We start from the raw sequence: 12,255 nt of genomic DNA on the forward strand, positions 1-12,255 counted from the left end.
GTCTGTGAAACCGATCCTACCGAATCACTTTTAACGTTCTCACGAGGTTTGCCATGGCTGACTACAAAGCGCCGCTGCGCGATATGCGCTTCGTCCTCAACGAAGTATTCGAGGTTGCCAAGCTGTGGGCGCAATTGCCGGCCCTGGCCGAGACCGTGGATGCTGAAACCGTCGAGGCGATCCTTGAGGAGGCCGGTAAAGTCACCGCCAAGACCATCGCCCCGTTGAGCCGGAATGGCGACGAGGAAGGTTGCCGCTGGGACAACGGCGTGGTCACCACCCCGGCCGGGTTCCCCGAGGCCTACAAGACCTACGCCGAAGGCGGCTGGGTGGGCGTTGGTGGCGATCCTGCCTACGGCGGCATGGGCATGCCCAAGGCGGTCTCGGCCCAGGTCGAAGAGATGATCAACTCCTCGGGCCTGGCGTTTGGCCTGTACCCGATGCTGACGTCCGGCGCCTGCGTGTCGATCAACACCCACGCCAGTGACGAACTGAAAGCCACTTATCTGCCGAATATGTACTCGGGTGTGTGGGCCGGTTCCATGTGCCTGACCGAGCCCCATGCCGGTACCGATCTGGGGATTATTCGTACCAAGGCCGAGCCGCAGGCGGACGGTTCCTACAAGGTCAGCGGCACCAAGATCTTTATCACCGGTGGCGAACACGACCTCACCGAAAACATCATTCACCTGGTGCTGGCCAAGCTGCCGGACGCCCCGGCCGGGCCGAAGGGCATCTCGTTGTTCCTGGTGCCTAAGTTCATGGTCAATGCCGATGGCAGCCTGGGCGCGCGCAACCCGGTGACCTGTGGCTCGATCGAGCACAAGATGGGGATCCAGGCCTCTGCGACCTGCGTAATGAACTTCGACGAAGCCGTTGGCTACCTGGTTGGCGAGCCGAACCGTGGCCTGGCGGCGATGTTCACCATGATGAACTATGAGCGCCTGGGTGTCGGTATCCAGGGCCTGGCGACCGGCGAGCGCTCTTACCAGAACGCGGTCGAATATGCGCGTGACCGCCTGCAAAGCCGCTCGCCGACCGGCCCCAAGGCCAAGGACAAGATCGCCGACCCGATCATCAACCACCCTGACGTGCGTCGCATGTTGCTGACCATGAAGGCCGCGAACGAAGGCGGCCGGGCGTTCTCCACTTACGTGGCGATGCAACTGGATACCGCCAAGTTCAGCGAAGACGCCGCGACCCGCAAGCGCGCAGATGACCTGGTGGCGCTGCTGACCCCGGTTTCCAAGGCGTTCCTCACCGACCTGGGCCTGGAAACCACCGTGCACGGCCAGCAGATTTTCGGCGGTCATGGCTATATTCGCGAGTGGGGTCAGGAGCAGTTGGTGCGGGATGTGCGCATCACTCAGATCTACGAAGGCACTAACGGCATCCAGGCGCTGGACTTGATGGGGCGCAAGATCGTTGGCAGCGGCGGGGCGTTCTACACCCTGTTCGCCGATGAGATCCGCCATTTCATCGCCACTGCCAACAGTGACCTGGCCGAGTTCATTCAGCCGCTGAGTGCTGCGGTGGACGAACTCGACACCTTGACTGCCTGGGTCCTGGACCGCGCCAAGAGCAACCCGAATGAAATCGGTGCGGCCTCGGTGGAGTATCTGCACGCCTTTGGCTACATGGCCTACGCCTACATGTGGGCGCTGATGGCCAAGGCCGCCTTGGGCAAAGAGGCCGAGGAGGACTTTTACGCCAGCAAACTGGGGACGGCGCGCTTCTACTTTGCCCGCCTGCTGCCGCGTATCCACTCTTTGAGTGCTTCGGTGAAGGCCGGCAGTGAATCGCTGTTCCTGCTGGACGAAGCGCAGTTCTAAGCCGAAGAGGGCGTGTAAGCATTCTCTTACATGACGTGCTGCTAATCGTCCTCTATCGCCAGATTGGATCCACAGCTAATCTACTTCACATGGACGTCGCGCAGGAAGCGCAAAGCAACAACAGGGACACGTAGGATTCTGCCAGGATGGCGGAGTGAAATGGATGTCAGGGAAACAGTCTGCAAAGCCCCGCTTCGGCGGGGTTTTCTTATTGCCCGCGAAAAAGTTCAGGCCAGCCCGTCTACCGTGGCCGTCGGCCCATGTGGACCATTCATCACGTCTTCGAGCAAGGTGCGCAGCAATGCCAACGTTGCCTGCTGACGTTGTACATCCCGGCACACCAACCCCACCTTCAGCGGCACCCGTGGCTCACTCAAGGGCTTCCATAGCAGCGCCTGGCTGCTGTGTTCGTCCTGTGATCGGCCGGGCAGTACCGTCGCCAGTTTGGTATGGGGCAGGCTGTCGAGAATCCCCACCATAGTGTTCAGCTCGGCTTGCACCTGGGGCCGACGCCCCAGGTTCGCCAGTTGCGCTTGCCAGATCTGCCTGACCTGGAACTCTTCGCCCAACAACAGCATGGGCAACTCCGCCGCCTGCTTGAGGGAGACCTTCTTGAATTCACGCAAGGGATGGTCGGCCGGGATGACCACTTTCAGTTCATCTTCATACAGCAGCACACCGTGCAAACCGGGCTGGCGTGCCGGCAGGTAGCTGATGCCAATGTCCAGCGAGCCATTGAGCAGGCGGCGTTCGATCTCAAGGCCCGTCAGCTCGTAGATCTGCACCACCAGGTGCGGCTGGGCCTTGCGTACCCGCTCCAGCATCTGCGGCACCAGGCTGGTATGCACGGTTTGCAGCACGCCGATGGCCAGGGTGCGCAGCGCCTGGCCCTTGAAATGCCGCAGGGCCTCGACGGCTTGCTGCATACCATCGAGCAGCGGCAGGGCGTGGTTGTACAAGGTGTGGGCGGCCAGGGTTGGCAACAGGCGCTTGCTGCTGCGTTCGAACAGGCTCACATCCAGGTGCTGCTCCAACTGGCGGATCTGCTGCGACAGCGCCGGCTGGGAGATCGACAGGCGCTCGGCAGCCCGGCCGACATGGCCCTCTTCGTACACCGCGACGAAATAACGCAGTTGCTTGAAATCCATAAGTAATGCTTATCGAAAAAGCTGGAAAATCGAAATGGCTGTACGCCCCCAAGGCGCCTAGTCTAGCGCCTATTCACAAGGCTTACAGGGCCAGAAAGCGCGATGAATACCGTTTACAGCGATGGTGTTTACATAGGCAAGGCAAAAAACGACTTGCCGGGCTTCCGTCAATCGAGGGTTGCCAACAGCCTGCGGGGTGTGCAGGCATGAATCTGTTCAACCTGCGCCGCCCGGCACCGAGTCTGGATGACCTGTTACTGGACGCGAAAAAACCGATGCTGCGCGATGAGCTTTCCAGCCAATCCCTGATGCCCACCGTGGCCCGTCCGCCACAGGTTTTCGTACGCGGCCAGGGCTCCTGGCTGTGGGACAGCGAAGACCGTGCCTACCTGGACTTTACCCAGGGCGGCGCAGCCAACAGTCTCGGCCATAGCCCCTCGGTACTGGTGCGTGCGCTGGCTGACCAGGCGCAAGCGCTGATCAACCCTGGCATCGGGCTGCACAACCGCAGCCAACTGAACCTGGTGGACCGCCTGTGCCACAGCACCGGTAGCGACCAGGCCTACCTGCTCAACAGCGGTGCAGAAGCCTGCGAAGCGGCCATCAAGTTGGCGCGCAAGTGGGGCCAACTGCATCGTGGCGGCGCCTACCGCATCATCACCGCCAGCAACGCTTGCCACGGCCGCAGCCTGGCGACACTGGCGGCCTCGGCAGGTGCTGGCGACAATCGTTTCGAGCCGCAACTGCCGGGCTTCTGCCACGTACCGTTCAACGATCTGCCGGCCTTGCATGCCGCCGTTGATGCGCAAACCGTGGCGATCATGCTGGAGCCGATCCAGAGCGACGCCGGCGTCGTTCCGGCCACCGAGCATTACCTCAAGGGAGTGGAGCGGCTGTGCCGGGAGCTGGGGATCCTGCTGATCCTCGACGAAGTGCAGACCGGGATCGGGCGTTGCGGCACCTTGCTGGCGGAACAGCGCTACGGTGTGCGCGCCGATATCGTCGCCCTGGGTAAAGGCCTTGGGGGCGGAGTGCCATTGGCGGCGTTGCTGGCCCGTGGCAAAGCCTGTTGTTTTGAACTGGGTGAGCTCGAAGGCACCCACCACGGCAATGCGCTGATGGCTGCGGCCGGCGTCGCCGTGCTCGATAGCGTGTTGGGGCACGGCTTCCTCGAACACGTACGTGATACCGCGCAGTACCTGGGCGAAGGCCTGGCCCGTGTTGCTCACCGCTATGGACAGGGCGAACTGCGAGGCCAGGGCCTGTTGTGGGGCCTGACCTTGTCGGATGATTCGGCAGATGCCGTGGTAAAGGCGGCGCTGTACGAAGGCTTGATCCTCAATGCCCCACAACCCGACTGCCTGCGCTTTACCCCGGCGCTGACGCTAAGCAAGAGCAATATTGACGAAATGCTGCTGCGTCTGGCCCGCGCGTTTTCCCGCGTGCACACCGCTCAACTGCAATGCCGCAAGGGCATCGCTGTTTAACCCTTATTCCTGAACCGTCTCGCGTTATACGCGGCGCCTCCAGCCTGATTTTTTTGGCTGGGGGCGTTTTTTTGTGTGTCATTTTTGGATTGAAAAGGAGGCTTGAGATCCGTCGAAAAAAATGGCTTTTTTGCAGGCGCCGGCAGGGAGTGCCGGTAGGGGGCTGAGATTTTTGTGCGTGCCCTATTTTTAATGTCTACCACTGGGTGGTATGTTTTTGGGGAAGGGATGCCTATGAAGCTCAGACTGTTCAAAAGCCGGCATTTTGCTGATGCCGCCAGCAAAGCCTGGACCTGCGATTCGGAATTGGGGGAGGCATTTGGCGAAATGCTCAGGGGCCAGGCGGATAACTTGGGTGGTGGAGTCTGGAAGAAACGCCTCAATCACAACCGGCATCGTTCCATCGTTTTGGCAAAGGGCAGGCATTACTGGGTTTATCAGTTTCTGTTCGCCAAGCAAGATCAAAGCAATATCAGCCACAAGGAATTGGCTGGGTTTAGGGCATTGGCAAAGGCCTAAAGGCTTAAACGAAATACAGATCCAGCAATTACTGGATCTCAGGGAGTTTGTGGAGATAGATCATGCGCAAAAAATATGAAACTGAAGCGCTGGAGTCCATTCACCAATCGGCCAGCGCGCTGCATTCGATTGGCGCCATCAGCAAGACCACCCTTCGGCAGTTCGATGAGCTATGCATTGCACCTGTGCCGGCGCAGATACCTGCCGCCCAGATCAAGCAGCTGCGCGAACGTAGCCATGTCAGCCAGCCGGTGTTCGCCCGCTACCTGAACACCAGCGCCTCGACAGTCAAGCAATGGGAATCCGGCGAGAAGCAACCCAGTGGTATGGCGCTCAAGCTATTGAGCATTGTGCAAAAGCACGGGTTGGACATCCTCGCCTGAGGAGGATGGCCCGGTGCCAGATTCCACTGAACCCTCACGCGCGGCCAGTGTCGATTAGCTGTACGGCTCACACGAGCCGATTTTTTGGAGCTGACCCATGGACTTCATTCGTATCATCATCGCCATTCTGTTGCCGCCCTTGGGTGTGTTCCTGCAAGTGGGCTTCGCCGGCGCATTCTGGCTGAATCTCCTGTTGACCCTGTGCGGCTACATCCCAGGTATCGTGCATGCGGTGTACATCATCGCCAAGCGCTGAGCCGTCAGCCTTTGGCAATCAGCCGTGAGTTTCGCTCATTGCGAAAAGCCAATTGCTCGATGGTCTGCGTGGCGTGCTCGGCTTCGAGGCGGGCATTAAGGATGATGCCGTGATCGGCAGACTTGCTGCACACCGGGTCGGCGTTGCTGGCGTCACCGGTCAGCATGAACGCCTGGCAGCGGCAGCCGCCGAAGTCCTTTTCTTTCTCGTCGCACGAGCGGCACGGCTCGGGCATCCAGTCGTAGCCGCGAAAACGGTTGAAGCCAAACGAGTCGTACCAGATGTGCTGCATGCTGTGGTCGCGCACATTGGGAAACTGTACCGGCATCTGTCGGGCGCCATGACAAGGTAGGGCGGTGCCGTCTGGCGTTACTGTCAGAAAGATACTGCCCCAGCCATTCATGCAGGCCTTCGGGCGTTCTTCGTAGTAGTCCGGTGTGACAAAGATCAGCTTGCACGGATGACCTTGCGCTTCCAGCTTGGCGCGGTATTCGTTGGTGATGCGCTCGGCGCGGGTCAGTTGTTCCTGGGTAGGCAGCAGGCCGACGCGGTTGAGCTGGGCCCAGCCATAGAACTGGCAGGTGGCAAGCTCGACAAAGTCCGCCTCAAGGGCGATACACAGCTCGATGATGCGGTCGATCTTGTCGATATTGTGTCGATGAGTGACGAAGTTCAGCACCATCGGATAACCATGGGCTTTCACTGCCCGGGCCATTTCCAGCTTCTGCGCGAAGGCCTTTTTGGAGCCAGCCAGCAGGTTGTTCACCTGTTCGTCGCTGGCCTGGAAGCTGATCTGGATATGGTCCAGGCCGGCCTTTTTGAAGTCGCTGATCTTCTGCTCGGTCAGGCCGATGCCGGAGGTGATCAGGTTGGTATAGAACCCCAGCTTGCGGGCTTCACTGATCAGCTCGGCGAGGTCCTGGCGCACCAGCGGCTCACCTCCGGAAAACCCCAATTGCGCCGCTCCCATTTCCCGGGCCTCGCGAAACACCTTGATCCATTGTTCGGTGCTCAACTCCTTGCCCTGCTCGGCGAAGTCCAGCGGGTTGGAGCAATACGGGCATTGCAGCGGGCAGCGATAGGTCAGCTCGGCGAGCAACCAGAGCGGCAGGCCAATCTCGGGCTTGTCAGGCAAGTTCGATCCAGTGCTCTGCACGTGCGACCTCCATGAATTGCTCGATGTCTTCACCGAGTTCGGGCACGCCGGGGAATTGCTGCTCCAGCTCGCCAATGATGGCCGCCACACTGCGCTCACCGTCGATCAAGCCACCAATCAACGCCGCACTGTCGTTGAGCTTGATCATGCCTTCGGGGTACAGCAACACATGGCCCTTTTGCGCCGGCTCGTACTGGTAGCGATAACCCTGGCGCCACGTCGGTTTTTTGCTGCGGTCGAAACTCATAGGGTGATCCCTTTATGCCAGACCCGCTGCGCGGTCACGCTGTGATAGGGCGGGCGGTTCAGTTCGTAGGCCATGCTCATGGCATCGAGCATGCTCCAAAGGATGTCCAGTTTGAACTGGAGAATCTCCAGCATCCGCTCCTGGCCGGCGCGGGTGGTGTAGTGCGTAAGCGTGATCGCCAGCCCGTGTTCGACATCGCGCCGGGCCTGGCCCAGGCGGGTGCGGAAGTATTCGTAGCCGGCAGGGTCGATCCACGGGTAATGCTGGGGCCAGTTATCGAGGCGCGATTGGTGGATCTGCGGGGCGAACAGCTCGGTCAGCGAGCTGCTGGCGGCTTCCTGCCAACTGGCCCGGCGGGCGAAATTGACGTAGGCATCCACGGCAAAGCGCACGCCGGGCAGCACCAGTTCCTGGGAGCGCAGTTGATCCGGGTCCAGGCCCACTGCCTGGCCCAGGCGCAGCCAGGCTTCGATGCCGCCGTCTTCGCCGGGGGCGCCGTCATGGTCGAGCAAACGCTGGATCCACTCGCGGCGGATTTCCCGGTCCGGGCAGTTGGCCAGGATCGCGGCGTCCTTCAGTGGGATATTCACCTGGTAGTAGAAGCGGTTGGCGACCCAGCCCTGGATCTGCTCGCGGGTGGCCCGGCCTTCATACATCGCCACGTGGTAGGGATGGTGGATATGGTAGAAGGCACCCTTGGCCCGCAAGGCCTGTTCAAACTCGGCGGGGTTCAGCGGTGTATCGGTCATTGGGGCTCTCCTACAGTTCAATGCTCATGCCGTCGTAGGCTACTTCTACATTGCGCCGGGCCAACTCGGCGCGCTCGGGCGAGTCTTCGTCGAGGATCGGGTTGGTGTTGTTGATGTGGATAAGCACCTTGCGCTGCTGGGGCAGTTGCTCCAGGACCTCTAGCATGCCGCCGGGGCCGTTCTGTGCCAGGTGGCCCATTTCGCGGCCGGTGCGGGTGCCGACGCCACGGCGCTGCATTTCATCGTCATCCCACATCGTGCCGTCCACCAGCAGGCAGTCGCTGCCGGCCATGATTTCCAGTAGCGGCGCGTCCACTTTGCCCAGGCCCGGGGCATAGAACAGTTTGCCGCCGGTACGCAGGTCTTCGACGATCAGGCCGATATTGTCACCGGGGTGCGGGTCGAACCGATGGGGCGAGTAGGGCGGTGCGGCACTGCGCAGGGGCAGCGGGGTGAAGCGCAGGTTGGGGCAGGCGGGAATGGTGAAGCTGGCATCCAGCTCGATGCGTTGCCAATCCAGGCCGCCATTCCAATGGGTCAGCATGGTGAACAGCGGGAAACCGGTGCTCAGGTCTTCATGGACCATGTCGGTACACCATACCTGGTGCGGGCAGCCTTCACGCAAGCTGAGCAGGCCGGTGGTGTGGTCGATCTGGCTGTCCATCAAGATGATTGCGCTGATCCCGGTATCACGCAGTGCGCGGCCGGGTTGCATCGGTGCAAATCCCTGCAATTGGGCGCGGATATCCGGCGAAGCGTTGCACAGCACCCAGTTCACGCCGTCATCGGAGAGGGCGATGGACGATTGGGTGCGCGCCTGGGCACGCAGGCTGCCGTCGCGAAAGCCGGCGCAGTTCACACAGTTACAGTTCCACTGCGGGAAGCCACCACCGGCGGCTGAACCTAGAATCTGGACAAACATCGCCGCTCCTTCACACAAGACTCAAAATAAAAACGCCCCGGCGAGCCGAGGCGTTGCATTGCAATACAAAAGCAATCAGCGGCTGGCGAAGTACATGGTGACTTCAAAACCGATACGCAGATCAGTGTAAGCAGGTTTGGACCAAGTCATATTCATACTCCTACGAAGGGATGGGACGTTTACTACCAAGTAATACATATAGTCCACCTCCTGGCGGAGATGTTCAGATGTGTGTGGGAATATTACCCATTTCTCGCCGAGCTAGCGCTGTCTTGGCAGAAAAAGCCTTTTGCAGCATCGGCAACGATTGGCTTCATTGCTGCCAGTAATCGCCCACCGCCGCACCATTGGCCAGGCACTGCCAGCCGCCGGCGGCTTGCTTGAGTTGCTGCGCCGCATCGACGAGGTTCTGACGGTTGCGGGCCTGGATCAGCTGTTGCAGTTGCTCAAGATAGTCCGCGCCATGCCCCGCCAAATGCGCCTGCCAGAGCAACTCGGCGGCTTGGGCGTTGGGCAGTGTCTGTGGCGAGAACTGCTGGGCCAGGGTGGTGTTGCCCAAGTCGTCGTTCCCCTTGATCAAGGCTGGCAGTTGCGTGAGGAAGGCCTGGATGTGTTCGAGCAGGCCCGCAAGCGCGACATTGGGCGACTGCACGCCAAACAGCAGGCCGGTTTGCCCATTGAACTGTCGGATGCCACTGAATACTGCGTAGCCCACTTGCAACTCGACACGTAGGCGTTGGTAAAACGGGACCTGCGCCAGGTGAGCGAGCAACCGCCAGTCGGCTTCGTCTGCGAGGGATTGGCTGGGGGCCGGGCAAAACAGCAGCAAGGCGGCTTCGACGCCATCGGTTGTGACGGTTTGCCAGCGATGTTGGCCGTTGATGGGCAGGGCTTTGTGTTCACTGTCGGTGCAGTGTCCGGGTAGGCGTGCCGCCGCATTTTTGATCGCCATTTCGCACGCAGCCGGTAGGCCAATGCCCAAGCCTTGCCAGCGAGCGGTGGCCCACCGGTCAGGTAGCGCGTTGCCGTTAGCGGTGTCGGCAAAACAGGTCGGTAGTACCTTGAGCAGTTCGCGAATGGCCATCTGCGGCGCCGGGCAGGCGAGTGCGTTGTACCAAAGGTTGGCAGCGGGCTGGGTCAGGTCCCGTGCCAGTTGCTCGACGATGGCCGGCATCGGTTCATGCAGCCCGCTCATTTTCAGCAGCCAGTCATTGCCTACGGCTTCGAAGGATAATTCCACTCCGGCCTGACGGGCGTTGGTCCGCAGTGTTTGCAGGCTGTTGTCCAGGCAATGCATGGGCGAATCCAACTGCCAGCGCAGGTAAAGGGCGCCTTCGTCGCTATCGGCAGGCAATGCTTGGCTGAACGACAGGCCTGGCAGTTCGCGCCGGCCACGGGAGCGGTCTTGGGCAAAGGTACGCAAGCCGCGATGGGCGCTGGTCTGGCCACGAATCAGTCCGGGACGTTGTTCCTGGGGTGCCCGTTGCAGGAATGGATTGCTCGGCGGCAGTTGCCAGGTCTGTTGCGCGGGTGTCGGTTGCAGCGTATTCAGCATGGCCTTGAGGGCCTGGCAGTGCGGCTCGGAGAGTTGCGCCTCGAGGTGTTCACTGTCCTGGCGCGCCAGAGCCAGGGCACCACGGACTTGTCGCTGGCGGTCGACCAGCACGGCGTACTCTTCACGCAGCGCCGTCCAGTCGCTATGAGCGAAAAAGCCCAGCCAGTCGTTTAACAGCGCTTCGATGGCCGGGGCCTGCTGTGAACCCTTTGGCCCCAGGGTGAATTCGATATCCAGCAGCGCCTGCCCGGCGAATTGGTACAGCACCTTGGCATGTAGCGCGCTGGCCCACTCCCGGCTTTTTAGCTCGGCGAGCAAACCACCGGCCGCTTCGGCATTCAGCCAGGTGCAGAGGAACTCCAGGGCTTCACGGGGTGCATTACAGGCGATGAGGTGGTGCAGATGCTGTTTGTCGAGGTGTTGATAGCGATGTTGATCGCCGTCCATCAATGCCGGTGGCGCCTGCTGCGGGCGTAGGTGGCCTGAGGGCAGGCTGTCGGCAAAGCACTGGGCCAGGGCTTGCAGCTCCTCGAGCGACTGTGGGCCGGCAAGGCTCAAGGTCATTTGCCCGGCTTGATAGAAGTCTTGATAAAACCCGCGCAACCCTTGTTGGAAATCCTCCTGTGGCACCGGCAGGCTGTCGCGATTACCCGCATGAAACCCCCGCAGCGGATGCCCAGTTGCCAGGCCTTCAAGTATCGCGACTTGAAGCTGTGCCTCGGCATCCTGGGACCAGGCGACAAACTCCGCCTGTAACACCTCACGCTCGCGCAGCTGTTCGTCCATGGCCAGGCGTGGGTGGGCGAGCATATCGCCCAGGCGCTGCAGCGCGTCGCCAAACACCGGGGTGGGCACTTCAAAGAAGAAGTCGGTGGTGCGCTCGCGAGTACTGGCGTTGACCTGCCCGCCGTGGCGCTGCACGTAAGCCATCAAACCGTCGGGTGCAGGAAAAGCCTCGGTGCCGAGAAACAAAAGGTGCTCGAGAAAATGTGCCAGCCCCGGCCAGGCCAACGGCGCGTCATGGCTGCCAGCCGCTACCCGCAAGGCTGCTGCACAGCGCTTGAGGCGTGGGGCATGACGCAGGGAAACCCGCAGGCCATTGGCCAGGGGCAGTTGTAAATAATGAGGGTGGGCCGGCACAGGCATGGGCACTTCCAGAACGTAGGAAGTGCCTATGCTAGCGCAAAGCGCGGTGGTCAGTGCTTGTGCAGCGCTGCGTATAGCTCGGGGCGCCGGTCTGCCAGGTAGTGATTGGCCGCTTGCGCGTCGCGCATTGCCTGGCGGTCGAGGGTGGCGACGATCAGCGCTTCATCCAGGCCGGCTTGGGCGACACGTTGGCCATTCGGCGCCGCGATGCTGCTTTGCCCGCAATACTGGATTTGGTCCTCATGCCCGCAATAGTTGGCGTAGGCTACATAGCACTGGTTTTCAAAGGCCCGTGCCCGCACGGTGACATCCGCGACGAAGTCGAAGGGCACCATGTTGGCCGTCGGTACCAGGACCAACTCGGCGCCGGCCAGGGCCAGGCGCCGGGTGTTTTCCGGGAACTCCAGGTCGTAGCAGATGAGGAATCCCAGCTTCCAGCCGTTCAACTCGACGATGGGGAATTCGTCGCCGCCGGCGCTGAACATCGAGTGATCGAGATCACCGAACAAGTGCGTCTTGCGGTAGTTGCACAGGCGCTGGCCATTGGCGTCGATCAGTTGCACGGCATTGTAGATCTGCCCATCTTCGGCCCGCTCCGGGTAGCCGTACAGAATTGCCAGGCCCGCGTTCTGTGCCAGTTCGGCAATGGTTTGTGCCGATGGCCCATCTTGCGCTTCGGCCAGCGCGCCCACTGCTTCAACACCGATGTTGTAGCCGGTGAGGAACATCTCCGGCAGCACCAGCACATCTGCATCGGACGCCTCATGGGCGACGCTATGCAGGCGCTTGAGATTGCCGGCCACATCCAGCGGCAATGGCGGGCATTGGTACAGGGCGACACGCATGGCTTGACTC

12 protein-coding genes and 1 pseudogene are annotated in these 12,255 nt (G+C 61.0%); 5 read left to right on the forward strand and 8 right to left on the reverse strand.

Annotated features, from left to right (window positions below):
* Window positions 1-53: 53 nt before the first annotated feature.
* Window positions 54-1,832 carry an acyl-CoA dehydrogenase C-terminal domain-containing protein gene (locus HBO24_RS08795; protein WP_057960807.1) on the forward strand — a complete coding sequence of 593 codons (1,779 nt, stop codon included), beginning with the start codon at window positions 54-56 and terminating at the stop codon, window positions 1,830-1,832.
* A 227-nt stretch (window positions 1,833-2,059) separates the two neighbouring features.
* On the opposite strand, the gene HBO24_RS08800 is transcribed toward HBO24_RS08795, so the two are convergent.
* Window positions 2,060-2,980: a LysR family transcriptional regulator gene (locus HBO24_RS08800; protein WP_057960806.1), complete on the reverse strand. Its 921-nt coding sequence runs from the start codon at window positions 2,978-2,980 to the stop codon at window positions 2,060-2,062.
* Between the two features lie 206 nt (window positions 2,981-3,186).
* Between HBO24_RS08800 and HBO24_RS08805 the strand changes: the two genes are divergently transcribed.
* From HBO24_RS08805 to HBO24_RS08820, 4 genes and pseudogenes are all read left to right on the forward strand, one after another.
* The gene (locus HBO24_RS08805) at window positions 3,187-4,467 is read left to right on the forward strand and encodes an aminotransferase class III-fold pyridoxal phosphate-dependent enzyme (protein WP_057440297.1); all 1,281 of its coding nucleotides are present in this window, start codon (window positions 3,187-3,189) and stop codon (window positions 4,465-4,467) included.
* A 234-nt stretch (window positions 4,468-4,701) separates the two neighbouring features.
* Window positions 4,702-5,065, forward strand: a pseudogene (locus tag HBO24_RS08810) (type II toxin-antitoxin system RelE/ParE family toxin).
* A complete protein-coding gene (locus HBO24_RS08815) occupies window positions 5,049-5,369 on the forward strand; it encodes a DNA-binding transcriptional regulator (protein ID WP_057440299.1) in 321 nt (106 codons plus the stop codon). The pseudogene HBO24_RS08810 and the gene HBO24_RS08815 overlap by 17 nt, the downstream one beginning before the upstream one ends.
* Window positions 5,370-5,466: 97 nt before the next feature.
* The gene (locus tag HBO24_RS08820; protein WP_081044318.1) at window positions 5,467-5,625 is read left to right on the forward strand and encodes a YqaE/Pmp3 family membrane protein; all 159 of its coding nucleotides are present in this window, start codon (window positions 5,467-5,469) and stop codon (window positions 5,623-5,625) included.
* Window positions 5,626-5,629: 4 nt separating this feature from the next.
* Here the strand turns inward: HBO24_RS08820 and pqqE are convergent, their stop codons facing one another.
* The 7 genes from pqqE to HBO24_RS08855 form a co-directional block, all read right to left on the reverse strand.
* A complete protein-coding gene (gene pqqE, locus HBO24_RS08825; protein ID WP_057440300.1) occupies window positions 5,630-6,781 on the reverse strand; it encodes a pyrroloquinoline quinone biosynthesis protein PqqE in 1,152 nt (383 codons plus the stop codon).
* Window positions 6,753-7,028 (reverse strand): pyrroloquinoline quinone biosynthesis peptide chaperone PqqD, encoded by a 276-nt coding sequence (gene pqqD, locus HBO24_RS08830; RefSeq protein WP_032858571.1) that lies wholly within the window; start codon window positions 7,026-7,028, stop codon window positions 6,753-6,755. The genes pqqE and pqqD overlap by 29 nt, the downstream gene beginning before the upstream one ends.
* Complete coding sequence (gene pqqC / locus HBO24_RS08835) at window positions 7,025-7,777, reverse strand: pyrroloquinoline-quinone synthase PqqC (RefSeq protein ID WP_115129146.1); 753 nt, start codon at window positions 7,775-7,777, stop codon at window positions 7,025-7,027. Before pqqC ends, pqqD begins: the two co-directional genes overlap by 4 nt.
* Window positions 7,778-7,787: 10 nt before the next feature.
* On the reverse strand, window positions 7,788-8,699 hold the full coding sequence (gene pqqB, locus HBO24_RS08840) for a pyrroloquinoline quinone biosynthesis protein PqqB (protein WP_057440302.1): 912 nt from the start codon (window positions 8,697-8,699) through the stop codon (window positions 7,788-7,790).
* Window positions 8,700-8,774: 75 nt separating this feature from the next.
* Window positions 8,775-8,849 carry a pyrroloquinoline quinone precursor peptide PqqA gene (gene pqqA / locus HBO24_RS08845; RefSeq protein WP_003194766.1) on the reverse strand — a complete coding sequence of 25 codons (75 nt, stop codon included), beginning with the start codon at window positions 8,847-8,849 and terminating at the stop codon, window positions 8,775-8,777.
* Window positions 8,850-9,012: 163 nt separating this feature from the next.
* The gene (gene pqqF / locus HBO24_RS08850) at window positions 9,013-11,400 is read right to left on the reverse strand and encodes a pyrroloquinoline quinone biosynthesis protein PqqF (RefSeq protein WP_170059560.1); all 2,388 of its coding nucleotides are present in this window, start codon (window positions 11,398-11,400) and stop codon (window positions 9,013-9,015) included.
* 50 nt (window positions 11,401-11,450) lie between these two features.
* Window positions 11,451-12,245 carry a carbon-nitrogen hydrolase family protein gene (locus HBO24_RS08855; protein ID WP_170059561.1) on the reverse strand — a complete coding sequence of 265 codons (795 nt, stop codon included), beginning with the start codon at window positions 12,243-12,245 and terminating at the stop codon, window positions 11,451-11,453.
* Window positions 12,246-12,255 lie beyond the last annotated feature (10 nt).

Source organism: Pseudomonas sp. WS 5410 (assembly GCF_012985645.1).
Taxonomy (GTDB): Bacteria; Pseudomonadota; Gammaproteobacteria; order Pseudomonadales; family Pseudomonadaceae; genus Aquipseudomonas; species Aquipseudomonas shahriarae.

Bases quoted from the DNA above. Each gene is read 5' to 3' on its own strand.
- HBO24_RS08820 (WP_081044318.1), top strand. From the start codon at position 5,467: ATGGACTTCATTCGTATCATCATCGCCATTCTGTTGCCGCCCTTGGGT.
- HBO24_RS08815 (WP_057440299.1), top strand. From the start codon at position 5,049: ATGCGCAAAAAATATGAAACTGAAGCGCTGGAGTCCATTCACCAATCG.
- pqqD (WP_032858571.1), bottom strand. From the start codon at position 7,028: ATGAGTTTCGACCGCAGCAAAAAACCGACGTGGCGCCAGGGTTATCGC.
- pqqF (WP_170059560.1), bottom strand. From the start codon at position 11,400: ATGCCTGTGCCGGCCCACCCTCATTATTTACAACTGCCCCTGGCCAAT.
- pqqC (WP_115129146.1), bottom strand. From the start codon at position 7,777: ATGACCGATACACCGCTGAACCCCGCCGAGTTTGAACAGGCCTTGCGG.
- HBO24_RS08800 (WP_057960806.1), bottom strand. From the start codon at position 2,980: ATGGATTTCAAGCAACTGCGTTATTTCGTCGCGGTGTACGAAGAGGGC.
- HBO24_RS08795 (WP_057960807.1), top strand. From the start codon at position 54: ATGGCTGACTACAAAGCGCCGCTGCGCGATATGCGCTTCGTCCTCAAC.
- HBO24_RS08855 (WP_170059561.1), bottom strand. From the start codon at position 12,245: ATGCGTGTCGCCCTGTACCAATGCCCGCCATTGCCGCTGGATGTGGCC.
- pqqB (WP_057440302.1), bottom strand. From the start codon at position 8,699: ATGTTTGTCCAGATTCTAGGTTCAGCCGCCGGTGGTGGCTTCCCGCAG.
- HBO24_RS08805 (WP_057440297.1), top strand. From the start codon at position 3,187: ATGAATCTGTTCAACCTGCGCCGCCCGGCACCGAGTCTGGATGACCTG.